At 70.5% G+C, this 24,189-nt stretch carries 24 protein-coding genes; 9 read left to right on the top strand and 15 right to left on the bottom strand.

What is annotated here, in order from left to right:
• Window positions 1-510: 510 nt before the first annotated feature.
• From OHS18_RS38830 to OHS18_RS38815, 4 genes are all read left to right on the top strand, one after another.
• Window positions 511-936 carry an NUDIX hydrolase gene (locus OHS18_RS38830; RefSeq protein ID WP_328443980.1) on the top strand — a complete coding sequence of 142 codons (426 nt, stop codon included), beginning with the start codon at window positions 511-513 and terminating at the stop codon, window positions 934-936.
• A gap of 19 nt (window positions 937-955) precedes the next feature.
• A complete protein-coding gene (locus OHS18_RS38825) occupies window positions 956-1,576 on the top strand; it encodes a cytidylate kinase family protein (protein WP_328614143.1) in 621 nt (206 codons plus the stop codon).
• Between the two features lie 107 nt (window positions 1,577-1,683).
• On the top strand, window positions 1,684-2,202 hold the full coding sequence (locus tag OHS18_RS38820) for a hypothetical protein (protein ID WP_328614142.1): 519 nt from the start codon (window positions 1,684-1,686) through the stop codon (window positions 2,200-2,202).
• A complete protein-coding gene (locus OHS18_RS38815) occupies window positions 2,199-3,464 on the top strand; it encodes a hypothetical protein (RefSeq protein ID WP_328614141.1) in 1,266 nt (421 codons plus the stop codon). Before OHS18_RS38820 ends, OHS18_RS38815 begins: the two co-directional genes overlap by 4 nt.
• Window positions 3,465-3,469: 5 nt before the next feature.
• On the opposite strand, the gene OHS18_RS38810 is transcribed toward OHS18_RS38815, so the two are convergent.
• From OHS18_RS38810 to OHS18_RS38800, 3 genes are all read right to left on the bottom strand, one after another.
• The gene (locus tag OHS18_RS38810; RefSeq protein ID WP_328614140.1) at window positions 3,470-4,099 is read right to left on the bottom strand and encodes a class I SAM-dependent methyltransferase; all 630 of its coding nucleotides are present in this window, start codon (window positions 4,097-4,099) and stop codon (window positions 3,470-3,472) included.
• Window positions 4,096-5,820: a BTAD domain-containing putative transcriptional regulator gene (locus OHS18_RS38805; protein ID WP_328614139.1), complete on the bottom strand. Its 1,725-nt coding sequence runs from the start codon at window positions 5,818-5,820 to the stop codon at window positions 4,096-4,098. The genes OHS18_RS38810 and OHS18_RS38805 overlap by 4 nt, the downstream gene beginning before the upstream one ends.
• Window positions 5,821-6,015: 195 nt before the next feature.
• Entirely contained in the window at window positions 6,016-7,500 is a 1,485-nt protein-coding gene (locus OHS18_RS38800; protein WP_328614138.1) for a chitinase, read from the bottom strand.
• Window positions 7,501-7,649: 149 nt separating this feature from the next.
• On the opposite strand from OHS18_RS38800, the gene OHS18_RS38795 reads away from it, so the two are divergent.
• The gene (locus OHS18_RS38795) at window positions 7,650-10,043 is read left to right on the top strand and encodes a Tex family protein (RefSeq protein ID WP_328614137.1); all 2,394 of its coding nucleotides are present in this window, start codon (window positions 7,650-7,652) and stop codon (window positions 10,041-10,043) included.
• Between the two features lie 75 nt (window positions 10,044-10,118).
• On the opposite strand, the gene OHS18_RS38790 is transcribed toward OHS18_RS38795, so the two are convergent.
• From OHS18_RS38790 to OHS18_RS38775, 4 genes are read right to left on the bottom strand one after another with little or no spacing between them, the layout of a single operon-like run.
• Window positions 10,119-10,532 (bottom strand): hypothetical protein, encoded by a 414-nt coding sequence (locus tag OHS18_RS38790; RefSeq protein WP_326955532.1) that lies wholly within the window; start codon window positions 10,530-10,532, stop codon window positions 10,119-10,121.
• 38 nt (window positions 10,533-10,570) lie between these two features.
• On the bottom strand, window positions 10,571-11,332 hold the full coding sequence (locus OHS18_RS38785; RefSeq protein ID WP_328614136.1) for a 2-keto-4-pentenoate hydratase: 762 nt from the start codon (window positions 11,330-11,332) through the stop codon (window positions 10,571-10,573).
• Window positions 11,329-11,778 (bottom strand): nitroreductase family deazaflavin-dependent oxidoreductase, encoded by a 450-nt coding sequence (locus OHS18_RS38780; protein ID WP_328614135.1) that lies wholly within the window; start codon window positions 11,776-11,778, stop codon window positions 11,329-11,331. The genes OHS18_RS38785 and OHS18_RS38780 overlap by 4 nt, the downstream gene beginning before the upstream one ends.
• Window positions 11,775-13,481 carry an acyl-CoA dehydrogenase gene (locus tag OHS18_RS38775; RefSeq protein ID WP_328444002.1) on the bottom strand — a complete coding sequence of 569 codons (1,707 nt, stop codon included), beginning with the start codon at window positions 13,479-13,481 and terminating at the stop codon, window positions 11,775-11,777. Before OHS18_RS38775 ends, OHS18_RS38780 begins: the two co-directional genes overlap by 4 nt.
• Window positions 13,482-13,717: 236 nt before the next feature.
• Between OHS18_RS38775 and OHS18_RS38770 the strand changes: the two genes are divergently transcribed.
• Window positions 13,718-15,322, top strand: a complete 1,605-nt coding sequence (locus tag OHS18_RS38770) for a DEAD/DEAH box helicase (protein ID WP_328614134.1) — start codon at window positions 13,718-13,720, stop codon at window positions 15,320-15,322.
• A gap of 235 nt (window positions 15,323-15,557) precedes the next feature.
• Entirely contained in the window at window positions 15,558-15,926 is a 369-nt protein-coding gene (locus OHS18_RS38765) for a hypothetical protein (protein WP_328614133.1), read from the top strand.
• Here OHS18_RS38765 and OHS18_RS38760 read toward each other — a convergent pair.
• The 5 genes from OHS18_RS38760 to OHS18_RS38740 form a co-directional block, all read right to left on the bottom strand.
• Complete coding sequence (locus tag OHS18_RS38760; protein WP_328614132.1) at window positions 15,907-16,728, bottom strand: SMP-30/gluconolactonase/LRE family protein; 822 nt, start codon at window positions 16,726-16,728, stop codon at window positions 15,907-15,909. The genes OHS18_RS38765 and OHS18_RS38760 overlap by 20 nt on opposite strands.
• The gene (locus tag OHS18_RS38755) at window positions 16,725-17,102 is read right to left on the bottom strand and encodes a DUF1761 domain-containing protein (RefSeq protein WP_328614131.1); all 378 of its coding nucleotides are present in this window, start codon (window positions 17,100-17,102) and stop codon (window positions 16,725-16,727) included. The genes OHS18_RS38760 and OHS18_RS38755 overlap by 4 nt, the downstream gene beginning before the upstream one ends.
• A gap of 83 nt (window positions 17,103-17,185) precedes the next feature.
• Complete coding sequence (locus OHS18_RS38750; RefSeq protein ID WP_328444012.1) at window positions 17,186-18,085, bottom strand: ABC transporter permease; 900 nt, start codon at window positions 18,083-18,085, stop codon at window positions 17,186-17,188.
• Window positions 18,072-18,863 carry an ABC transporter ATP-binding protein gene (locus OHS18_RS38745; protein ID WP_328444014.1) on the bottom strand — a complete coding sequence of 264 codons (792 nt, stop codon included), beginning with the start codon at window positions 18,861-18,863 and terminating at the stop codon, window positions 18,072-18,074. The genes OHS18_RS38750 and OHS18_RS38745 overlap by 14 nt, the downstream gene beginning before the upstream one ends.
• A gap of 19 nt (window positions 18,864-18,882) precedes the next feature.
• The gene (locus OHS18_RS38740; protein WP_328459055.1) at window positions 18,883-19,941 is read right to left on the bottom strand and encodes an ABC transporter substrate-binding protein; all 1,059 of its coding nucleotides are present in this window, start codon (window positions 19,939-19,941) and stop codon (window positions 18,883-18,885) included.
• 183 nt (window positions 19,942-20,124) lie between these two features.
• Here OHS18_RS38740 and OHS18_RS38735 point away from each other — a divergent pair, with 183 nt between their 5' ends.
• Both OHS18_RS38735 and OHS18_RS38730 read left to right on the top strand, forming a co-directional pair.
• Window positions 20,125-20,550: a hypothetical protein gene (locus OHS18_RS38735; protein ID WP_328614130.1), complete on the top strand. Its 426-nt coding sequence runs from the start codon at window positions 20,125-20,127 to the stop codon at window positions 20,548-20,550.
• A 1-nt stretch (window position 20,551) separates the two neighbouring features.
• Window positions 20,552-20,953: a hypothetical protein gene (locus OHS18_RS38730; protein WP_328614129.1), complete on the top strand. Its 402-nt coding sequence runs from the start codon at window positions 20,552-20,554 to the stop codon at window positions 20,951-20,953.
• 61 nt (window positions 20,954-21,014) lie between these two features.
• Here OHS18_RS38730 and OHS18_RS38725 read toward each other — a convergent pair whose 3' ends face one another.
• The 3 genes from OHS18_RS38725 to OHS18_RS38715 are packed head-to-tail and all read right to left on the bottom strand — an operon-like array spanning window position 21,015 to window position 23,868.
• Window positions 21,015-22,010: an S-adenosylmethionine:tRNA ribosyltransferase-isomerase gene (locus tag OHS18_RS38725; RefSeq protein ID WP_328614128.1), complete on the bottom strand. Its 996-nt coding sequence runs from the start codon at window positions 22,008-22,010 to the stop codon at window positions 21,015-21,017.
• On the bottom strand, window positions 22,007-22,681 hold the full coding sequence (locus OHS18_RS38720) for an SDR family NAD(P)-dependent oxidoreductase (protein WP_328614127.1): 675 nt from the start codon (window positions 22,679-22,681) through the stop codon (window positions 22,007-22,009). The genes OHS18_RS38725 and OHS18_RS38720 overlap by 4 nt, the downstream gene beginning before the upstream one ends.
• Window positions 22,682-22,725: 44 nt before the next feature.
• Window positions 22,726-23,868 carry a purine-cytosine permease family protein gene (locus OHS18_RS38715; protein ID WP_328614126.1) on the bottom strand — a complete coding sequence of 381 codons (1,143 nt, stop codon included), beginning with the start codon at window positions 23,866-23,868 and terminating at the stop codon, window positions 22,726-22,728.
• Window positions 23,869-24,189 lie beyond the last annotated feature (321 nt).

Here is a 24,189-nt window from a genome sequence, read left to right as displayed (position 1 = left end):
GATCCTGTAGTCACCCGGGCGAGTCATTTCCGAATTTCGAGGCAGGACGTGCCTGCCACGATGAATCTGCCGTCGGCGACCTGCACGCGCGCCTGCAACAGCTGCCGACCACGCGCGTACTTCCTCGATTGAGGATATCCACGACCAACGAACCGACGTGCGAAGCGGGCGACCGGCCGACTGGAGAACATCGTGACCAGCGCCGATGCCTCCTTTCTGCCATCGGGCGCCAGGTCTCGCGGAGCACATCGAATGATTCGACGATGACTCGGATCAACGAGCGGTACAGGTGCGATCCCGGCGACCTTCCCATTCCGCTCACAATCAGTAGGCAAGCACGCAGCGGACGCCACCCAGAAGAAGTATTGGTAGGGTGCAACATCTTCGCCGGCCCAGACGACTTAGCCAGGACACCGAGAAGACCCCCGGAGGTGATCACCACCGATCGATGGGCATCCGGCTGGTACAGCAGGCGGCGACACGCAGCAGACGATCAAAGGAACAGATTTCATGAGAGTACGATTCGCCCAAAAAGCAGTAATTCTCAGAGAACGCGAACTGCTCCTGGTGCGAAAGAGCGATTCGGACCCGCACAACCCGAATCTGTGGGAACTACCCGGCGGCGGCCTGCAAGCCGCCGAGACACTGGACGACGCACTGCGCCGCGAGGTCTGGGAGGAGGTCGGACTCAAGGTCACCCCCGGTCGCCTCGTGCACATGTGGGAATGGGACATGCCCATCGGCGGCGAAACGACCAAGGTCGTTGCCGTGGCACGGTTGTGCGATATCGAGTTCGGCACGGTGAGCCGCGAGAACAACGACGCCGAGGATTTCATCTCCGATGTTCGCTGGATTCCCCTTTCCACCGCATCGGACCTACCCTTGATCGCAGATCAGGAATACACGATCAAAGAGGTCGCGAACTCGTTCACATAACCGACTCGAGGGGGAGAAGTTGACTCGCAAGAATCGGATCCTGATCTCCGGTTGGACGGCAGCCGGAAAAACGACTCACGCCCGCCTGGTGGCCGCCGAGCTCGGGTGGACCTATATCGGCATGTCTCACGTCATGAAGGAGTTCACCGCGATAAAAGACCTTCGCGACTGGACACCACAGCAGGACCAGCTTCGACGAAGCGATAGAAGCATCGACCTCAAGGCGGACGACCACCTGCTCGAGGTGGTTTCGAGCAGTTCCTCCATAATCGTGGACGCCTGGCTGCAACCGTGGTTGTACCGATCATCTTCGGCGATCCGGGTCTGGCTCGATTCCAGCAGTTCAGCTCGCGCGAAAAAATGTACCGTATCGTACCTGCGCGATCAGAACCTCATGCCTGAACGACAGGCAGCAAACATAGTGCATGACAAGGACGTCTTCGCACGAGAACAGTTCGCCAGGCTCTACGGCATCCGGTTCGGTTACGACCCTGCACTGTTCGACCTGCGCATCGACAATTCGACCTACATCGCGGATACCTCCATTTCGGCGTCCGACGCCGGGATCAGGGAGTTCCAGCCCGTACTCATGCGACGCCTTGAGTTCCTGCTCGAATCCGCCCGGGGCGGTGAAGAATGATGCGTCACACGGACTGCTTCATCTGCCAGGCAGTCCACAGCCAGGAGAAACGCTGGACTGATCACCCTCTGCTGCTGAAGCACGGACGCGGTTGCGTCCTACCCGGCGTGGGCGCCCTCGTGGCGGGCTACATCCTCGTATCACCCGTGGAACACGTGCCGAACCTGTGCTCCGCGTCGCCGGAGACCGGGTTCGCCGAGTTTCTCGGGCAAGTCCTCGAAAGTCTCGGCAGCCGCTGGGGAGAGGTGACCTACTGGGAACACGGAGGAGTCTCGGCCCCTTCGATCCCCACATCGGCATGCGTGGATCACGCGCACCTCCACGTAGTACCGGGCTCCTACGACTTGCGACTGCCCACCGGCACGACCGTGTACGCGCCCGACGCCCCGGCAATGCTGGAGGAGCACTCGGCCGAGTGGCGAGGCCGACCTTATCTGATGCTGGGCTCGACCGGGAGCCCGTGTGCACTCGTCGAGGACGTCGGAGTTCCGCAGTACTTTCGGCGCCAGCTCGCCACGGCGATCGGAAAGCCGGACCTGTGGGACTACGCCGCGTTCCCCGGCGAAGCCAATGTCCGAGCCACGTTGACACTGCTTCGCGACTTCACGACCGAGGCAACGGAATGAAGTCGGAGCTCCTCCCCACGACAAAACACTACCGATGCGTCGACGAAGCCCTCGCAGACTCGACGATCTCCGCCATCCGAAGGAAGTTCGATTCGGTTCTCGAGAGCGGCGTACAGCGGCGCGGCCTGCCGGACGACATGCTCGCAGCGGGCCAGTACCTCGACCGCTTCGAATTCGAGCAGCGCGGCCTCTTCGGCACCGCCGCCGCGATTCTCGTGATCAGCAGCACGCCACACGTCGACAACGGCGTCCAGAAGCTTCAGTCGCTGGTGAACTACCTTCGCCACCGCGAGACGCTCGAGCCGAACCTCGCGCAGGATCCGGAAGAGGCGATCGAGACTTCCCGCCGGATAGCCGTGGAAAGACTCGACACATTCAAGACCGCGGACGTCGTCTTCGCCCTCTCCCGAGTCCCGGTCATCGTGCTCGGACGTGACACCCACCTTCAGGCGCTGATCCAGCGCGTCATCGCCGCGCGCCTGAGCGGAGGAGGATGGGCCACCCGGCTCGACAACACGGGTTCGTTCGATCCGCTGGCGACGGCGCACACCCTGCGAGCCCTGACAGCCGCGTCCGTGCCGGTGAACGAGAACGACGTCGCGGCGCTGCTTCGACATCTCGACTCTTCTTCGATCGACGAGAATCCGTACGCGAGGATATTCGCGTTGACGGTCATCGCCACGATCAGGCTCAAGACCCGACGCGAATTCCTCGAAGAGGAGCACCGCAGGCTGGTCGGCACACTGCGCACCCAGATGTCCTCGCCGGCGGAGGCGAACTACGAGTACACCGCGGGCCGACGGCAGTACTACGTTCGCATACCGTGGCAGCTGTACCTCATCGAGTTGACCTTGCGCCTGTTCCCGTCGACGAAGTTCTTTTCCTTCCTGTGGCAACAGCACCTGCTCATGACGACGAAGATGATCGACTCCCCGACGGGGTTCACCTACCGGTCGTCGGGCGAGGCCCAGTCCACGCGAACACACGGGATCACCTGTGAACTGATGCGGCTGATTTCGGCGAGCTTGGACGCCGCGCCGCGGATGCGTTTTGTCGGCACGACGATCAACACCGCGACCCGGGTCGCCTACTCGCGCGTCACCAACTTCGTCCTGTGGCTGGCCGCGGCGGCGATTATCGGTTACACGGTCCTGACTTGGGCACTGAGCAACCAGCACAGCGTACTGGAACTGGCACCGAACTTTCTGGCGACGATGGTCTTGGTGCTGCTGCAGGTCGCGCTCACGAGAATTCGCAAGTAACGACACTACCTGCGTTGTGCGAAAACTTTGACAAAGGCCGAATTCCGGCCGTACGCAACCCCCTCGAATTCGGTCACGCGCGCCGGACGAAATCCACTGCCGAGAAGCTCGCGCATGTACCCGGCCGAGAAGAAGTGGCGGACGTGGCCGTCCAGCCGGTACATGTCGTCCTCGATCCTGCTCCCCTTCCCGCACAGCGGGTCGGCGACGGATTTGCACAGCGCGACCAGCCGACCTTCTTTGGCGAGGACGCGCGCGACCTCGCCGACGAGCTCGCGGGTCACGCTGTCCGGGAAGTAGTGCATCGACAGCCGGGCGTAGACCAGGTCGAAGGACTCGGGACGAAGATCCAGTGGCCGGGAAAAATCGGCCACGCGGAAATCCACACCGACGTCTGCGTGGACACTGGCGGCCCGACGGATCGCGACCGCCGAGAAGTCCAGTGCCAGCACATCGTGTCCTTCGGCGGCCAAATACGCCGCATCCGCTCCTGAACCACAACCGAGTTCGAGCACCCTCGAGGGCACCGGGAGCGATCGAGCGGCTTCCATCGCCAACGATGACGGCCCGTCCGGGGTCTTTCCGATCTCGCCCCCGTTGTGCAGGTCGTCCCAATGCCGAATTTGTTCGGTCATCGGGTCCCACTTCCGGCCGTCAGCTCGGTCGTCACCGCGACGTACGCGCGGATCGCTTCGTTCTCCTCCGAAGCCCGCCACACCGGGACCGCGATCATCGGCGGGATGTCCGTCACCGGGACCACCGTCAGGCCCGGGAACGGGTAGCGCTCCAGCAGCGACAGCACCGTGATGTGCAGGCCGATTCCGCGCGCCACCAGGGTGAGCATGTCTTCGACGCCGATGCGGGTGCGGCCGATCAGCTGGGGGACGTCGTCCTGGGTGCGGGGGATCGGGCGGCCCGACGGGGTCCTCGGCGGGGCCCACTGGTCGCGGGCGACCGGGTTCAGCGTCTTGCTCGGGTCCAGCAGGCGGTAGTCCGCGATGTCCTCCAGGCTCACCGACTCCCGCGTCGCCAGCGGGTGGTCTTCGCGCATCAGGAGACCCCGGGGCAGGGACAGCAGCGGCGGGCCCGTGCGCAGGTTCGGCAGGTCGAACGACCGCGTGTCGCCGCCCGGGGACCAGTGCAGGACCAGGTCGAGGTCGCCCTCGGCGAGCAGGTCGTGCTCGTTCCAGCGGGCGCCGATGCGGGTCGGGGTCAGGCTCACCTCGCACGCCGGGTGGCGGCGCTCGAACTCCGTCGTCAGCCGGGTCACCAGGTCGCCGCCGAGGCTCGCGACGTAACCCACGCGCAGTTTGCCGCCGATCCGCCGGCCGGACACGCGGGTTTCGGCGAAGATCGCCGCCAGGTCCGCGACACCCGCGCGGGCGCCCGAACGCAGCCGCTCCCCCAGCTCCGTCAGCCGGACGCCGGTGTCGTCGGCCACCACCAGCGGGCCGCCGATCTCGGCCTCCAGCTCGCCGATCTCCTTCTCCAGCGCGTCCGCCGTGCTGCGTACGCGCCAGGCCGCGGACTCGAAGTCGCCTTCGCGCGCCACGATCAGCAACGTCGCGACGGCGCGGATCGCGGCCAGTTCCATCAGCGACCCCGTCCGCACCACCTCGCGCGCGGCCGGCGGCGGTTCCAGGCCCGGGTCACCCGCGAGGATCCGCCGGTGCAGCCCGCGCAGCCCCGGCCCCGGGTCGGCGCCCAGGTACTCGGCCAGGCGACGGCGGATGCCCTCGAAGTGCGCGAGCGCGTCGGCCTGCCGTCCGCTGCGGTAGTAGGCGAGGATCAGCTGCGCCGCGAGCCGCTCGTCGAACGGGTGCTCGGCGGCCAGCCGCGGCAGCGTCGCCAGCAGCGCCGCGTGCCGCCCGAGCCGCAGCGAGACGTCGTGGCGGTCCAGCCGGGCCGCGTGCCGCTCGGCTTCCAGGCCCTCGCGGACGCCGGTCAGCCACGGCGAGTCCAGCCCGGCGAACGGCTCGCCGCGCCACAGCGCGAGCGCTTCGTCGAACAGCGCGGCCGCGGCGACGTCGTCCGACGCCGCCCGCGCCCGCGTCACCTTGTCGCGGAACCGGTGCAGGTCGACCGACGCCGGGTCGACGCGCAGCACGTAGCCGTGCGGGGTCCGCTCGATCGCGCACCCGGCGGCACGCAGCCGCGAAAGGTAGCTCCGGAGGGTCGCCGTCGCGCGGTGCGGCGGGTTGCCGCTCCAGACGCGGGTGACGAGCTGGTCCGGCGTCACCGGCCGGTTCGGGTCGGCCAGCAGCGCCGCGAGGACGTAGCGCTGGCGGGTGTGCCCGACGTCGAGGACGGCCCCGCCGGATTCGGCTTCGAGGGTGCCGAGGACACCGAACCGCATCGCCGACCTCCTCCCGAAACCTGTTCACACCCGCTCCGACCTGCGGATTCCATGTTTCCGCAACGATCACACACGGACCGTCCTGCAGTCTAGGTGGCGGGCGCGCGGCCGGGGGGTCTGCGCGTGCCGGCTGGGGGTGTCATGAAGGGGCCCTTCCGGACGCTCGTCCGGAAGGGCCCCTTCATGGCGTGTGCGTCACGGCAGGCCGGCGAGCCCAGCGGACACGGTGTTCGAGAACGCGTACCCGGCGGTCGCGTCCCAGTTGATCGACCACGTCATCGCGCCGCGGATCGTCGGGTAGGTCGCGGACGGCTTGAACGAGCCGCACGACGTGCCCTTGGCCAGGCAGTTCAGCGCCGCCACGGTGTTGGCCGGGGCCTGGTAGCCACCGCCCGCCGCCTGCGACGACGCCGGCAACCCGAGCCCGACCTGGTCGGCGCGCAGGCCGCCCTGCAGCTGGATGCAGGCCAGCGCGGTCAGGAAGTCGACCGTGCCCTGGGCGTAGACGCTGCCGTTGCAGCCGAGCATGGTGCCCGAGTTGTAGTACTGCATGTTGACGATCGTCAGGATGTCCTTGATGTTCAGCGCGAGCTGGAAGTAGCCGCCGCCGGTGGACTGCATGTCGATCGTCTGCGGCGCCATCGTGATGACCTTGCCGCCGCCGTTGTAGATGCTGCGCAGCGCCTGGCCCATGTAGGTGGCGTTGACGCCGTTCTCCAGGTCGATGTCGACGCCGTCGAAGCCGTAGTTCGTGATCAGCGACTTGATCGAGTTCGCGAAGTTGTTCGCCGAGTTCGAGTCGCCGACGCTGATCGTGCCGTTCTGGCCGCCGACCGAGATGATCACCTTCTGGCCGCGCGCCTGCACCGTACGGATGTCGGCCTTGAACTGCGCATCGGTGTAGCCGCCGAGCTGCGACGACAGGCCCGAGTCGAGCGTGAAGCTCACCGCGCCCGGCGTGCCGGTGGCGTCGGCGAAGGACACCGCGATGATGTTGTACTTCGTCGGGACGTCGGCCAGCTTCAGCGCTTTCGCGCCGTTGTAGAAGTTCTGCCAGTAGCCGGTGAGGACGTGCTTGGGCAGGTCACCCTGGGTCGGCGGCGGCGTGGTCGTCGTCGGCGGAGTGGTCGTGGTGGGCGGCGTCGTCGGGGTGGTGGGGGTCGTCGGCGTGGTCGGCGTCGTCGGCGGCGGGGTGCCCGGGCCGTCGAGGTTGACGTCGTCGGCGAAGTACGTCGGCTGGCCGTACCAGCCGTGCAGGTAGACCGTCAGCGACGTGCTCGCGCCGGTCGTGAAGCTCAGCGACAGCTGCGAGTAGCCGCTGGTGCCGGGCGTCCAGGTGCTGGTCGTCGCGGAACCGGAAACGCCCAGGTAGACGTAGCTGCCCTGCACCCAGGCGGACAGCTTGTAGGCGGTGTTGGCCGAGACGGTGAGCGTCTGCGAGCACTGTGCGTTGTCCGACGACGTCGGCGTCGCGCTCAGGGCGCGGCTGCCGCTGTGGACCGGGGTGCTCACCGCGGTCGGGACCGCGGTGCAGGTCCAGCCCGAGGTGCCGGACTCGAAGCCGGGGTTGGCGAGGATGTTGGCCGCCGAAGCGCTGCCGGCGAGCACGAACGTCACGCCGAGACACAGCGCGACCGCGGAAAGTAACGACAACAGGGCTAGACGGGCTTGGGGGACCACGGGGCGACCTCCACTGGTCGTGAGGCAGGTCACCACAAAATGGACTAGACCAATCTCATTGTCAAGGAGCCCCATCCGAAAGTCGGGGTGGTCGGAACGGCAGAATGTGAGGATCGGATCCACCGAAGGCGAAGCAGGAGCGTGTTGCAGTGAGCGTGTCGGTCGAGCAGAGGATCGCCGAAGAACTGGGCGTGCGCGAAGGACAGGTCAAGGCCACCGTCGAGCTGCTCGACGGCGGTTCGACCGTCCCGTTCATCGCGCGGTACCGCAAGGAAGTCACCGGCATGCTCGACGACGCGCAGCTGCGCACGCTCGAAGAGCGCCTGCGCTACCTGCGGGAACTCGACGAGCGCCGGCTCGCCGTGCTCGATTCGATCCGCAGCCAGGGCAAGCTGGACGAGGCCCTCGAGGCGTCGATCCTGGCCGCGGACACGAAGTCGCGGCTCGAGGACATCTACCTCCCGTTCAAGCCGAAGCGCCGCACGAAGGCGATGATCGCGCGCGAGGCGGGCCTCGAGCCGCTGGCCGACGGCCTGCTGAACGACCCGACCACGGACCCGCACGCCGCGGCCGCGGTGTTCGTCGACGCGGACAAGGGCGTCGCGGACGCGCAGGCCGCCCTCGACGGCGCCCGCTCGATCCTCGTCGAGCGCTTCGCCGAGGACGCCGACCTCATCGGCGACCTGCGCGAGAAGATGTGGGGCCAGGGCCACCTGGTCGCCAAGGTCCGCAGCGGCAAGGAGGAGGACGGCGCCAAGTTCTCCGACTACTTCGACTTCTCCGAGCCCTACACCAAGCTCCCCTCGCACCGGATCCTCGCGATGCTGCGCGGCGAGAAGGAAGAGGTCCTCGACCTCACGATGCTGCCGGCCGAGCCGACCGACGAGCCGCAGGTCGGGCCGACCGACTACGAGACGCGCATCGCCGCGAAGTTCGGCGTCACCAACGAGGGCCGCCCGGGCGACAAGTGGCTCAACGACACCGTGCGCTGGGCGTGGCGCACCAAGATCCTGCTGCACCTGGGCATCGACCTGCGGATGCGGCTGCGCCAGGCGGCCGAGGACGACGCCGTGCGCGTGTTCGCCTCCAACCTGCGCGACCTGCTGCTCGCCGCCCCGGCGGGCACCCGCGCCACGATGGGCCTCGACCCGGGCTTCCGCACCGGCGTCAAGGTGGCCGTCGTGGACGCGACCGGCAAGGTCGTCGACACTCACGTCATCTACCCGCACCAGCCGGCCAACAAGTGGGACCAGTCGATCGCCGAGCTGGCCGCGCTGTGCGCCCGGCACAAGGTCGACCTCGTCTCGATCGGCAACGGCACGGCGTCGCGCGAGACGGACAAGCTCACCCAGGAGCTCATCAAGAAGCACCCGGAGCTGAACCTGACCAAGGCGATCGTGTCCGAGGCGGGCGCGTCGGTGTACTCGGCGTCGGCGTTCGCCTCGGCGGAGCTGCCGAACATGGACGTCTCGCTGCGCGGCGCCGTCTCGATCGCGCGCCGGCTGCAGGACCCGCTGGCCGAGCTGGTGAAGATCGACCCGAAGTCGATCGGTGTCGGCCAGTACCAGCACGACCTGTCCGAGGTCTCGCTGTCCCGCTCGCTCGACGCGGTGGTCGAGGACTGCGTGAACGCGGTCGGCGTCGACGTCAACACGGCTTCGGCACCGCTGCTGACCCGCGTCTCGGGCATCACGACCGGGCTGGCGGAGAACATCGTCTCCCACCGCGACTCGAACGGCCCGTTCCGCTCGCGGACCGCGCTGAAGGAGGTCGCGCGCCTCGGTCCCAAGGCGTTCGAGCAGTGCGCCGGCTTCCTGCGCATCCCGGACGGCGACGACCCGCTCGACTCGTCGTCGGTGCACCCGGAGGCGTACCCGGTGGTGCGGCGGATCCTGTCGGCGACCGGCACCGACCTGCGCGCGCTGATCGGCAACACGCGGACGCTGACTTCGCTGCGCCCGGCCGAATTCGTGGACGAGACGTTCGGTCTCCCGACGGTGACGGACATCCTGGCCGAGCTGGACAAGCCGGGCCGCGACCCGCGCCCGGCGTTCAAGACCGCGACGTTCGCCGAGGGCGTCGACAAGATCGGCGACCTGAAGCCGGGCATGCGCCTGGAAGGTGTGGTCACGAATGTGGCCGCGTTCGGCGCGTTCATCGACGTGGGTGTGCACCAGGACGGCCTGGCGCACGTTTCGGCGCTGTCGAAGAACTTCGTGAAGGACCCGCGCGAGGTCGTGAAGCCCGGGGACATCGTGAAGGTGAAGGTGCTCGAGGTCGACGTGCCCCGGAAGCGGATCTCGCTGACGCTGCGGCTGGACGACGAGCCGGGTGCGCCGTCCGGCAACCGCGGCGGCGGCGGTCGTGACCGGGGTCAGCAGGGCGGCGGCGGTGGCGGTGGCCAGCGCCGGGGCGGTTCCGGCGGCGGTCAGCGCGGCGGCTCGGGGGGCGGCGGCGGTGGCGGCCGGGGCGGCAGCTCGGGCGGCTCCGGCGGCAGCGGCTCGATGGCGGAAGCACTCCGCCGGGCCGGCTTCGGCAAGTAGGACCAGAGGTCCGTGAAGGCCACCTTGAGGGACTCAGAGTCCCTCAAGGTGGCCTTCACGGCCTGGGCGAGCGGGTCACTTCAGCGCGACCAGGCCCACCACGAACAACCCCGCCGGGACCACGGCCGCCGACAGGCTGATCAGCCACGTCCCGCCGCGCCAGCCGGCCGGGGACGCGTCGAGCACCATCCCGCGCACGAGCGCCGCCTCGACGACCGCCGTCAGCAGGAACCCGAGGCCCACGCTGAAGATCGACGCCGCGCCGACGAAGAACAGGCCGGACGTCGACGCCGCGGCGAGCGGGGCCGCGACCTCCCAGCGCACCAGCCCGGCGCTCGCCGCGAGCAGGGCCAGCAGGAGCACGAACGCGACCAGGAATCCGACCCGCGCGCTCGTCTGGTGCTGGCCGCGGGTGAACAGCCAGAACCCCGCGTCGAGCGCCGCGACGACCACGGCCAGCACGACGAACCCGGCACGGAAAGTCAGCACTTGATCACCCTAGTGCCCGGACGGTCGGTGCCCCGGCGTCACACGAAATGGGCTTCGACGCGGCCCAGCGCGCCGAAGTCGGCCACCACGTGGCCGCCGGCGTGGATCGGGCACGGGGTGGTCGCCGTTCCCGTCGTCACCACGTCGCCCGGGCGGAGGCGGTGGCCGGTGTGGGCCAGTTCCGTCGCGAGCCAGTGCAGCGCCAGCCTCGGGTCGCCCAGGACCAGGCCGCCGTGGCCGCGGGCGAACTCCTCGCCGTCGGCGTGCAGGACCACCGCGTGGCCCGGCAGGTCGAGGTCGCGCCAGCCCGGCACGGTCCGCCCTTCGACGAACCGGCCCGCGCACGCGGCGTCGGCCAGCAGCTGCGGGCCGCCCGCGTGCCGGTGGTCGGTGTAGCGGCTGTCCGGCATTTCGAGCGCGAGGAACATCGTGTCCACCGCGTCGAGCACCCCGCCCAGCGACGGCCCCGGGCCGGGGTCGGCCTTCATCCGGAAGGCGAACTCCGGTTCGGCGACGCCCATCGTCATCGTGTCGGCCGGCACCGGGGTGCCCTCGAGCTGGTGGAACCGCTCGAACAAGGCGCCCGGCAGCGGCCCGGGGACGCCGAGGTGCTGCTGGGCGTACGCCGTGGTCGCGGCGATCTTCCAGCCGCTCACCGGGCCCGCCAGCCCGGCCAGTGCCGCCTGCGCGGCCCGGCCCTCGGCCGCGTCACGCGGGCGGACGTCCTCCGGCAGCCCGTCCAGGCGGCCGCCGGTCTGCCACGCGTCCCAGAGCAGCTCCGCCGCCCGCTCGTGCTTCACGCTCGTGATCTTGCCAACCGGAACACCGGGTGTCGATCGGCTTCCGCTTCGAACGCCTCGACGGGGTCGCTGCCTTGGGCGTCGAAGTAGGGCGCGGTGACCGGGATCTGCCGCACGTAGGCCCGCAGCACCGGCGCCGCGGTGGCGGCGTCGGCCTCCTCGACCTCCCACGTCTCCCGCTTGCCGCCGCGCCGCAGCCGCGCGACGGGCTCCGCGCGCAGGTTGTGCACCCAGGCGACGGCGCCGTAGGGCGCGACGAGCCAGCGGTCGCTGCCGGCCTCGACGACGTTGACCGGCGTCGTGCGGTCCGCACCGCTCTTGCGGCCCTTCGTCGTCAGCAGGACGCCGCCCTTGCCCGCGGCCGGGACGCCGCGGGCCAGCAGCGGCTTCACCAGCGCGTTGACGGACTTCCGCAGCGTGCCCAGCCGGTACTCCCTGGCCATCATGGGTGCATAGCGTAGGCCCCGGAGAGGTCCCGCACCCGCGCCCAGACGCCGTCGAAGCGCTCGGCGTCGACGACGGGCTTGCGCAGCGCCGCCAGCGCGATGGCCTGCTGGGCCTCGGTCGAGCTCGGCTTCCCGTTCAGGTCCACCGCCGCGAGGCTGAAGTCCTGCACCAGCACCGCGAAGATCTGGTCGACGACCTGCTCGTCGAGCCCGGTGATGCCGGCCTGCTCCAGGACCAGCTGGCCGTAGACGACGAGCGTGAACAGCTCGGTGAGCGCGAGCCCGAAGTCGAGGTCGGCCTGCTGGGCCTCGTCCGGCGTCGCCTCCGTGAGCAGCTTGACCAGCGCGCCGGCCTGCTCGGTGAACAGCGCGACGTTCGGGATGTGCGACGCCTGCGCGTACGCGGCCTTCCAGTCGTGGAACCGGACCTTCGACAGCCCGCGCGCCGGGCCCTGGCGGAAGAGGAACTCGTCGTCTGCGGCGTCGGTGCGGGTCGGCACCGGCGCGTACTCCTGCGGCGCGAACAGGTAGGCGGGCATGAACTTCGCGATCAGCGCGAGGTTCACCGCGACCGTGCCCTCGAGCTTCGGCAGGCCGTCGATGTCGTTCTTCGCCATCGCGAGGTAGGTGTCGGCCTCGAAACCCTTGGCCGCCACTACGTCGGCGACCAGGCCGATCACCTTCTGCGCCTCGGTGGTCACCTTCATCTTGGTGATCGGGTTGTAGAGCAGGTAGCGGCGGTCCTCGGCGGTGGCGCTGCGGAAGTAGTCGACGGCGCGGTCGGAGAACAGCTTCATCGCGGTCAGCCGCGCGTAGGCCTCGACGAACTCGCGGCGCACGTGCGGGAAGTTCGTCACGGGCTTGCCGTAGAGGACGCGGTTGTGCGCGTGGGTGATGGCCTCGTACAGCGAGTGCGTCGCCATGCCGATGCCGCCGAAGCAGAGGTTGAACTTGCCGATGTTGACGGTGTTCAGCGCGGCGCTGAAGGCTTCGGCGCCGACGTGCAGGATGTCCTCGGCGTGCACCGGGTAGTCCTCGAGCCGGAACTCGGCGACGTACATCTGCGACGGCACGACGTTCTTGACCACGTGGTAGTCCGGGTGCTCGGCGTCGGCGTAGAAGAAGACGTACTGGTCCGGGCCCTCGACGCCGTCGATCCGGCCGAACACCGCGACCGTGCGGGCGACGTTGCCGTTGCCGATGTAGTACTTCGAGCCGGTGGCGCGGTAGCCGTCGCCGTCCTTGGTGAGCACCATGTCCGAGGAGTAGATGTCGGCGCCGTGGTCCTTTTCGGACAGTCCGAACGCGCCGACGCCGCCGGCGTCCAGCGCGTCCGCCGCGCGCTTGCGGGCGACGTCGTTGCCGCTCTGCCACACCGGGCCGAGGCCGAGGATCGTGACCTGCCACGGGTACCAGTAGTTCAGCCCGTAGAACCCGAGGATTTCCGACAGCGCGGCGACGCGGCTGGTGTCCCAGCGCTTGTCGGGGTTGCCGTCGGCGTTCGCGGCGGGCGTCAGGAAGGTCGAGAAGAGGCCCTCCTTGCCGGCGAACTCGAGGAAGTCCGCGTAGAAGGTGCGCGCGTGGTAGTCCTCGGCCAGCTTCGCCTTGCCACGCTGCTCGAACCAGTCGATGGTGGCCCGGAGCAGCCGGCGCGTTTCCGCGTCGAAGTGGGCCGGGTCGTACTCGTGCGGGTTCAGCAACATGGGTGAGCCTCCTCGATTACCGACCGGTAACTTAGCAAGGCGATCCGAGTGCGGGCAATCTCACTAGGGGTACGTCACTCGCGTTGGGTACACTGATCTTGCGGGCCGCTCAGTTCTGCCTCGGCCCGCTGCTGTTGTCGACTACCACGCGCCGCGGCCGTTGACCGGTCTGCGCCGGGCAGGACAACCCTTCTCAGGTAACGGAGACCAGGGCGCCCCTGCGCCCGCATGCACTTATGACCACTTTCGCTGAACTCGGCCTGCCCACCACCATCGTGGACGCGCTGGCCGCCCAGGGCGTCACCGAGCCCTTCCCGATCCAGGCGGCGACCCTGCCGCACACCCTCGCCGGGCGTGACGTGCTCGGCCGCGGCCGGACCGGCTCCGGCAAGACCTACGGCTTCGTGCTGCCGCTGCTGGCGCGCCTCTCGGCGGGCCCGACGCGGCGCAGGCCCGGCCGTCCGCGCGCGCTGATCCTGGCGCCGACCCGTGAGCTCGCGACGCAGATCGAGGCGTCCATCCTGCCGCTCGCCAAGCCGCTCGGCCTCAAGGCGACCACCATCTTCGGCGGCGTCTCGGCCAACCCGCAGATCACCCGGCTGCGCGACGGCGTCGACATCGTCGTCGCCTGCCCCGGCCGGCTCGCCGACCACATGCGCTCCGGGCACGTCAAGCTCGACGCCATCGAGATCACCGTCCTCGACGAGGCCGACCACATGGCCGACCTGGGCTTCCTGCCCGAGGTGCGGCGGATCATGGACGCGACGCCGTCGCGCGGGCAGCGGATGCTGTTCTCCGCGACCCTGGACAACGGCGTCGACGTGCTGGTCAAGCGCTTCATGACCGACCCGATCACGCACAGCGTCGACTCGGCGCAGTCGCCGGTCTCGACCATGGAGCACCACGTGCTGCACCTCGAGGAGACCCACCGGCTGCCGGTGCTGGTCGACCTCACCGCGGCGCCGGGCCGCACGCTGGTGTTCACCCGGACGAAGAGCCGCGCGAAGGCGCTGACCCGCAAGCTCGTGGCGTCGGGTGTCCCGGCCGTCGAGCTGCACGGCAACCTCGGCCAGAACGCGCGCACGCGCAACCTCGAGGCGTTCTCCTCGGGCGCGGCCAAGACGCTGGTCGCGACGGACATCGCGGCGCGGGGCATCCACGTCGACGACGTCCGCCTGGTCATCCACGCGGACCCGCCGGTCGAGCACAAGGCGTACCTGCACCGCTCGGGCCGCACCGCGCGCGCCGGCGCGTCCGGCACGGTGGTCACGCTGATGACCGACGCGCAGGTCCGCGACGTCCGCGACCTCACCCGCAAGGCCGGCATCAAGCCGACCACCACCCAGCTCGGCCCGGGCCACCCGCTGCTGGCGGAGCTGGCCCCGGGCGAGCGGTCGTTCACGGCGTCCCCGAAGAACCCGCCGGTGGACAACCGCCCGAAGAAGGTCACGGCCTCCGGCGCCGCACCGGGCACGGGCCGCGGCCGGCGCGGTGGCGCCCCGGCCACCCCGAAGGAGAACCGCGGCGGCGAGCGCTCGCGCGCGGCAGCGGCCCAGTCCCGCCGCGACGACCAGCAGCCCCGCTCTTCCGGAGGAGGCCGCCGTGGCGGTGCCCCGGCCGGTTCGGGCGGTTCGCACCGCTCCGCCGCCCCGGCGGGTTCCGGCGGCACGGGCAACCCGGGCGGCGCACGCCGTTCCGGCGCCCCGGCCGCGGCGAACAAGTCCGGCGGCGGCCGCCGCGGTGGCACTCCCGCGGCCGGCGCGGGCGCCGGTGCCGGTCGTTCCGGCGGCGCGGCGGCGTTCTCCTCGGGCACCCGAGCGGGCGCCCGCCGAGGCCGCTGACGGCTTCGCACTTGGCTGACGACACGACCCCCGGGCACTCTGCCCGGGGGTCCTGTCGTTCCCGAGGTGCGCAAGCAGGCTCCACAAGAGCGCGCGTGACTCCGGCATCCGGCTACGGATCAGCAGGGCCGGAGTTTCAAGTCCTTTGCGATGCGGTGGCCGACGTACCGACCTTTGCCGCCGGCGGGTGCGGCGATCACCGGCACCGGGCAGACGCTCGTGGCATGCTCTCGCCATGGAGGACACGGAACTGGTGCAGACCGGGATCGGCCTGCTCGCGTCGGTCTACCGGCTTCGGCAGAACCTGCGGGACGGTAACGACGAGTCCGGCTCGAGCGGGTATCCGGAGCTGCTCGAAGGCGCGTTCGACTTCACCATGACGGCGGACATGAACGTCCCGGCGGAGCACGTCGCCGATGTGCAGCACATCGTCAACCAGGCCGTGGACCAGCTGGCTCATCGGCAGGAGGCCGTGATGCGCGGGCTGCTGATGGGGTTCGTCAAGATCGTCGAGGCGTTCGAGGAAGAGCGGCCCGAGCCCGACGTCCTGGAAGTGCTCCAGCAGCTCTCGCTCGAGGTGGCGACTAGCCCGCCCGAGGACTGACGGCCGGGTGGGTCAGGATCCGGCCCGTCCGGGGGCCGGCTCCGACCGCGTCGAGGCCGTGCCACTCCTGGGCCACCAGGTACAGCGTGTCCTCGCTCAGCGCGCACGCGAAGCACCCCAGGTCCAGCTCCACCCGCTCCAGGACTTCGCCGCCTTCGCGCACCCGCGTGCACGACTTGCCCGGGACGTCCGCCACCCAGATCGCGCCCGAAGCGTCCAGCGCGATGCCGTCCGGGACGCCGTCGCCGAGGTCCGCCCACACCCGGCGGTCACGCAGGGAGCCGTCCGGCCGCACGGTGAACGCCGTCAGGCGGTTCGCGTACGACTCGGCCACCACCAGGGTCGCGCCGTCCGGGGTCAGGGCCATGCCGTTGCCGAACGCGATGCCGTCCGCGACCTCGCGGACGTCCCCCGAAGGGGAGACGTACTTGACCACGCCCGGCCGGAAGGCCTCCCCCGCCATCAGGTCGAAGCCGCCGCCGTTGACGTAGCAACCGCCATCCGGAGCCACCACGATCTCGTTGAAGCCGGTCGAGCCCAGGTCGGCGTGGGTGGCCAGGGAGCCGTCCCCGGACAGCCGCAGCAGCAACCCCTGCGACGACGAGACGATCAGCGGGTCGCCGCCGAGGAAGTCGAAGCACATCGGCATGGTCGGGAAGTCCGCGCGGAACACGACCTCGCGCTCCCCCGCCGGCGTGACCGCGACGATCTCGTGCGCCAGCCAGTCGGCGAACCACAGCCGGCCGTCGTGCCAGCGCGGGGACTCGCCGAACGCGATCCCGCCGGTCAGCACCCCGGTCATCGCCACACCCCCAGCACCAGCGCCACGACCACGATCTTCACGAGCCAGTCGCCCGCGTGCAAGGCGGCCAGCCGCACCGGCACGTTCTCGTGCAGTACCGAACCGGCCAGGATCAGCACCGGGAAGCCCACCCAGAGCACCAGCGCCAGGCCGAGCGCACCCGCGACGCCGTCGACGCCGACCGCGGCGGTCAGCCCGGCGAACACGATGACCAGGGCCAGGGTCCGGACGAACTCCGCGGCCATCTTCCACGGCGCGGGCCGTTCGACAGCTGCCGTGCTCAGACCGGCCCACACCCGGCCGAACGCCGTGTACCAGGCGGAACTCACCACGAACCCCGCCACCGAAGCCACCAGCACAGCCACGACACCCATCGGCATCTCCTTCGCGTAGGACCTGCTTGCGAAGGGGACGTCGACGCCGTCAGCGGCGCTTCGACATGCCGCGCGAAAACTTTTCAGAGGGACGCCGTCAGCCCGCGGGCCCGCAGCACCGAGCGCTCCAGCGGGCGGAACACGATCAGCTCGATCCCGACGCCGACCAGCAGGATCAGGAAGATCGCCGCGATCACCGTCTCGATGCTGTTGAGCGAGGACCCCTGGTTCAGGTACGCGCCGAGGCCGACGCCGAGCTGCGGGGACAGCGCGATCAGCTCGGCCGCCATCAGCGAGCGCCACGAGAACGCCCAGCCCTGCTTGAGCCCGGCGAGGAAGCCCGGCAGCGCCGCGGGCAGCAGGATGTGGCGGGCCGACGACAGCCGTCCCGCGCCCATCACCTGGCCGACGCGCGGCAGGATCGGCGGGATCTGGTCGATGCCCGAGACCAGGCCGTTCGCGATCGACGGCACCGAGCCGAGCAGCACGACGAAGTAGATCGCGCCGTCGTTGATGCCGAACCACAGGATCGCGGCAGGCACCCACGCCACCGACGGCAGGCTCTGCAGCCCGGTCAGCAGCGGCCCGATCGCGGCCCGGACCACGCGGACCTTCGCGACGAGCAGGCCGAGCGGGGTGCCGAGCACGACTCCCGCGATGAAGCCGAGGGCGGCGCGGTGCACCGACGTCCAGACGAACCCGAACACCTCGCCGGTGACGACGTGGCTCCAGAACTCGTCCCACACGGCGAGCGGCGCGGGCAGCTGCGTCTCCGGCCAGAACGCCGCGGCCCACAGCAGCTGCCAGACGACGACCAGCACGACGAGCGCGAGCACCGGCGGCAGGAAACCCCAGGCGAACCGCTTCCAGAAGCCCGGGCGACGGTCACCGACCGGGGTGTCGAGCGAGTCCAGTCCGGCGCCTACAGCGTCGAGATCCTCGACGTCGGCGGCATCCCTGGTGGGCCGGTCAAGCTGCGGCATGGGTGCTGATCACCTCTCGCAGGTGCCCGGTGATCTCTTCGGTCAGCTCCTCGGCGTCGGCCAGCGGCACGTCCGCCCACTCGCGCACGACCCGCCCGGGCCGCGACGACAGGAGCACCACGCGCTGCCCGAGCCGGACCGCCTCGCGCACGTCGTGGGTCACGAACAGCACCGACGTGCCGGTGCTGCGGTAGACGCGCAGCAGCTCGCCCTGCAGGACGTCGCGGGTGATGGCGTCGAGCGCGGCGAACGGCTCGTCCATCAGCAGCAGCGCCTGCTCCGGGTCACCGCCGACACGCAGGGTGGCGGCCAGCGCGCGGGCCAGGGCGACGCGCTGCCGCATCCCGCCGGACAGCTCGTGCGGCCGCTTCGCGCCGGCGTCGGTCAGCCGGACCAGGTCCAGCAGCTCGGCGGCCTTGTCGCGGCGCTCGGCCCGGCCGAACCCGGCCAGCCGCAGCGGCAGCTCGACGTTGCGCGCGGCGGTCAGCCACGGCATCAGCGCGGCCTCCTGGAACATCACCGCCGGCCGGGACGTCGTGAGCGTGATCTCCCCCGCCGACGGCGCGTCCAGGCCCGCGACCAGGTTCAGCAGCGTGCTCTTGCCGCAGCCGGACGCGCCGAGCAGGCAGACGAACTCGCCGGGCGCGACCGCCAGGTCGACGCCGTCCAGCGCGACGACCGCGCGACCGCCCGTGCCGAACGTCTTGCGCACGCCGTCGAGCTGGACCGCGGCCGTGCCGGTGTGCCCGGTCCGGCCGGTCGGGAGGGTCGTGGTCATCGCAGGCTGCCTCTCGGGATCACTTCGCGAGCTCGGGGGCGTTCACAGCGGGCTGGTTCTGGGCCTTGAGGACGTCGTTCAGCGGGCCGAAGTCGGCGAAGCCCTTCAACGCGACGGCGCTCTTCACCACACCCGCGGTCACCGAGTCCTGCGCGAGCTGCGGGAACTCGGCGGGGATCGGGTCCGTCGTCAGCTCGATGTTCGAGAACGCGCGGTCGATGACCGCCGGGCTCAGGCTACTGCCGGCCAGCTCCTTGAGCGCGCCGTTGACCACGGTCTTCGCGTCCGCCGGGTTGGCCTTCGCCCAGTCGATCGCGGCCAGCTGGCCCTTCAGCACGGCGCGGACGGTGTCCGGGTGCTCCTGCAGGAACTGGCTGCGCACGATGACGACGGTGGTCGGGAAGCGGCCGCCGGGCCACAGGTCCTTCTCGTCGAGCAGGACCTTCGCGCCGGCGTCGAGGACCAGCCGCGACGACCACGGCTCGGGCAGCCAGCCGCCGTCGACCTCGCCCTTCTTGAAGGCGTCGAGCGTCTTCGAGTTGTCCAGGTTGGTGATCTTGACCTGGCCGGTCAGGCTCTTGCCGGCGAGGAACTTCTTGAGCGCGACGTCCTGGGTGTTGGCCAGCTGCGGCGTGGCGATGTTCTTGCCCTTGAGCGCGTCGACGCTCGCGATGTCCGGCTTGACGACCAGCTGCGCGCCGCCCGAGACCGCGCCGGAGACCAGCTGGATGGTGCCCTTGGACTTGGTGAAGGCGTTGATCGCCGGGCCGGAGCCGATGTAGGCGATGTCGAGGGAGTTGCCCAGCAGCGCGTTGACCTCGTCGGGGCCCGCGTTGAACGTCTGGGTGGTGAGCTTGGTCGAGCCCAGCTCCTGCTTGAAGAAGTCCTTCTTGACGCCGATCAGCGCCGGGGCGTGCGTGACGTTCGGGAAGAACCCGAGCCGGACCTCGGTGGCGGCGCCCGCGTTGGCGGCGGGCGCGGTGTTCTCCGCGGCGCGGGAACAGCCGGCGAGCACGCCCACGACGGTCAGGGCGGCGAACGCCGAGGCCAGGAAGCGGGTTCTGTGGTGGGAGCGCACGTCAGCGTCGCCTTTCACGGGGTCGATGTCGGGGCGAGGTTCGCACGGTCACCCACTGGGGCGCATAGCCATCCGCATCCCGGGAAATCGAGTGAGATTTCTTGACATCGGCGAACGAGACGCCTACGTGCAACCGATCGGCCGGTTCGCGCGTGTTCCCCCGACGACTTCTGAGGGGGAGCGGTGGCACCTGACGCGCGAAACCGGCTGACGATCCAGCTGGTGCTGCTGATGTGGGCGGGTCTCGGGCTGGGGCCGATCGGCGCCGACTGGCTTGAGACGACGGGCCTGGGCGAGTGGCCGGCCGTGGGGGCGGTCGCCGCGGCCCCGCTGCTGGGCCTGCTGGCCGGTCTGGCGGTCTGGGCGGTCTCCGGGAGGCCGCGCCCGCGGGCCGCGTTCCTGCCGGACTGGGCGGCCGTGCCGTCCCTGGTCCTCGGGATGACGGGCCTGGTCAGCGGCACGGCGTCCCGCGGTCACCTGTTCGTGTTGCTCTTCCTGACGGTGCCGGCGTTGATCGTTCTGCTGGTCGTCGCCATCGAATTGCGCTCCGCGGGCAACCGGTCGCGTCATCCGGACGTGGTACAGGTGACCACGGACTTGGGAGGTTGACATGACGAGCACCGCACACCGTGCCGGCCAGGGGGCCACCATCCGCGTGGCGCTGGTCGTTCTCTTCGTCGGGCTGGGCCAGGCGTCGTTCGAATGGCTCCGGTCACTCGGGATGGACGCCGTGACGAGCACGGTCGTCTGGGGGATCCCGGTCGCCACCGCGGCGGCCGTGACGCTGGTGCTGTGGCTGGCGTCGGACCGCGCGTTCGCGCTGCGGACGTGGCTGCCGGTGAGCCTGTGCATCCCGGTCTACCTGGCCGGGCTGTTCGGCCTGGCGACCGGCACGGCGAGCCTGGTGGCCTCGATCGTCAGCGGCGTCGGCCTGGGGATCACAGCCGTCGCCGTGGCGGGCCTGTACCGCGCCCGCCGCCACGACGACGCCCGCGAACCGGCCCGCCAGTAGTTCAAGTCCGTGAAGGCCCCCTTGAGGGACATAGAGTCCCTCAAGGGGGCCTTCACGGACTTCAGCGGCGCAGGAGCAGGGAGACGTCGCCGAACTCGTGCCACAGGTAGCGGCGCTCCACCGCCGCGTCGTAGGCGCGCTGGACCAGCTCCGGGCCGGCCACCGCCTCCAGGAGCAGCAGGTGGGACGCGTCCGGCGCGTGCAGGCCGGTGACGATGCCGTCCACGACCCGGGCCGGGCGGTCCGGGCCCAGGACCAGGCCCGTCCAGCCTTCGGCGGGACCGTCGGCGGCCGACTCCAGGGCGCGGGCCGCCGTCGTGCCCACCGCGACCACCCGGCCGCCGCGGGCGCGGACCCACGAAACCAGCGCGGCGGTCGTCGCGGGCACCCGGAAGCGCTCGGCCTGGGGTGGCTCGCCCGGCTCCAGCGACGAGACGCCGGTGTGCAGCAGCAGCGGCGCGAACAGCACGCCGTCGGTCACCAGCCGCGTGACCAGCGCATCGGTGAACGGCCGGGCCGCCGACGGCATCTCCGCGCTGCCCGGCTCGCGGGCGAACACCGTCTGGTAGTCGCTCAACGGCCACGCGCGCGGGACGTAGCCGTAGCGGATCGGGCGTCCGCTCGCGGCCAGCAACCCGGACACCGGGACGGACACCGAAGCCCGCCACAGCCGCGCCTGACCCGGCACGTGCTCGGCCAGCAGCGTCAGCGACGCGCCCCCGGGCAGCGCCAGCCGCTCCCCCGGCCGGCCGTCGAGCAGCGGGCCGCCGGGCGCGCGCAGCTCGACCACCCACGCGCCGTCGTCCAGCCCGGTCGAGAAGTGGACGACGACCTGCTGCCGGCCGCGGCGCGCGTCGATCGCCGCGGGCAGGGTGCCGGACGTGTTGACGACCAGCAGGTCCCCGGCCCGCAGGTGCTCACCCAGCGCGCCGAAGACCGTGTGGTGCACCCCGGCCGGGTCCGCGACGAGCAGGCGGACCTCGTCGCGGGCCAGGCCGCGGGCTTCCGGGGGCGCCGACGCCGACAGTTCGTCGGGCAGGTCGAACCGGACGCTCATGCGGGCACCAGCAGGTCGGCGGCGCGGTAGCGGCCGCCGGCCGGGCGTTCGTCGAGCAGCCGCAGGAACGCCGGGACCGCCGTCTCGGGCAGCGGCCGGTCCGAGATGTCCTCGCCGGGGAAGGCGAGCTGGTGCATCGCGGTGCGCAGGTCGCCGGGGTCGACCGCGTAGACGGCCAGGTCCGGGTGTTCCGCGCCGAGCACGGCGGTGAGCTGGTCGAGCGCGGCCTTCGCGGAGCCGTACCCACCCCAGCCTTCGTAGGCTTCGACGGCGGCGTCCGAGCTGACGTCGACGAGCGTGCCGCCGGTTTTCGTCAGGGCGGGCAGCAGGAGCTGGGTGAGCGCGAGCGGCGCGAAGACGTTCACGCGGTAGACGTTTTCCAGCTCTGCCAGGGGATAACGCCCCAAGGGCGGCAGCGGGCTGACGCCGAGCGAGCTGGCGTTGTTGACGAGCAGGTCGAGCGCGGGCCCGACGGCGGCGGCGAGTTCGGCGCGGTGGGCCGGGTCGGTGACGTCACCGGGGACGGGCGTGAACCCGGCTTCCCGGGCGGCTGCCGTCAGCGCGGCCGCGTCCCGGCCGTCGCCGACGACCGTCCACTTGCGACGCACGAGCGCCGCGGCGAGGGCCTTCCCCAGCCCCGCCGAGGCGCCGGTGATCAGAGCGACTGGCATGGTTCCTCCTTGCAGGGGTACCACACCATCGTTGAACCTCTACATTAGTCGAGGTCAACCGGGCGGCGGCCACGCAGCAGGAAATAAGCTGCCAGCGAAACGACGAACCCGACGTAGTAGGCGAGATCGGCGCCGTGCAGCGCCGCGGCGACCGGGCCGGTGTAGAGCGACGTGTTCATGAACGGCACCGCCGCGCCGAAGCCCGCGACGAACGCCACGACCGCGGCCCAGGGACGCGTGGTCGTCGCGGCCCGGGCGTCCACGCGCCGGCCGCCGCGGGTGCGCCGCAGCCAGTCCGGGAGCACGACCCCGAGGAACGGCGGGATCCAGTAGCTGACGAACAGCAGCACGTTCTGGAACTTCGACGCCAGCTCGCCGCTGTGCATCCAGAGGATCAGCGCGAACGCGAGCACCGTGACGACCACCGCCGACACCGGCCGCCGCAGCCGGACGCCGACGGTCTGCAGCGCGAGCGAGCCGCTGTAGTCGTTCATCGCGTTGGACGACACGGCCGCGAGCGCGATCACCGCGAGCGCCAGCGACCCGAGGAACCCACCGCCGAGCAGCGTCGCGACGCCGGTCGCCGTCTGGTCGCCGAGTGACGTCCCGAGCGCGAGCCCGAGGCCTTCGCCGATCGCGTACGACGCCGTCAGGCCGAGGAGCGTGAACCAGAAGACGCCGCGCGATGACGTGTCCGCGGGCAGGTAGCGGCTGAAGTCGGAAGCGTACGGCGCCCAGGAGATCGCCAGCGACAACGCGATCGTCGAGAACAGCACGACGGCGCCGGTGTGATCGCCGCCGGTCGCCGTGTCGGCCGTCGCGACCGGGTGTCCGGAAAGGACCTTCACGGCGAGCGCGGCGAACGCGAGCACCAGCAGCACGCTCATCACGGCCTGCACGCGGTGGATCAGCGCGTACCCGAAAACGCCGAGCGCGCACTGCAGCACCAGCACGATCAGCACCGCGGCCCAGAACGGCAGCCCGGTCAGTTCGGCCAGCGCTTCGCCGCCGAAGAGCCCGACCAGCGCGTCCCAGGCGATCGAGCCGAGCCACTGCACCAGGCCGGGCAGCACCACCCCGCCGCCGAACGGCAGCCGCGCGAGCGGGAGCTGGCCGGTGCCGGTGCGCGGGCCCCAGGTGGAGAGGTAGGCCACCGGCAGCGAGCCGAGCACGGTGCCGGCGAGCATCGCGACCAGGCCCGTCCAGAACCCCCAGGCCGAGCGACGCCGCGAGGGTGCCGGTGAAGACCGCCGTCATCGTCAGGTTCGGCGCGAACCACACGCTGAACAACCGCCACGGCCGCCCGAACCGGTTGTCCTCCGGGACCGGCGTGATGCCGTGGGTTTCGATCGCCAGGTCCGATCCCCCGGTGGGCATCCGCCCGCCGTAGACCTCGGCGTCGAGACCGCGTCCGCTCATGTCCTGCCTCCACTCGGCTGATCGGGCTCACCCTAGGGCGCGAGCAGCCGGTTGCCCGCCGCGAGTGCGCGCCGCCACACTGCGCCCGC

The sequence above is a fragment of the Amycolatopsis sp. NBC_00355 genome (assembly GCF_036104975.1).
Lineage (GTDB): Bacteria > Actinomycetota > Actinomycetes > Mycobacteriales > Pseudonocardiaceae > Amycolatopsis.
The sequence above is the reverse complement of the archived record's forward strand: the minus strand, read 5'-3'. Positions and strand labels throughout refer to the sequence as shown.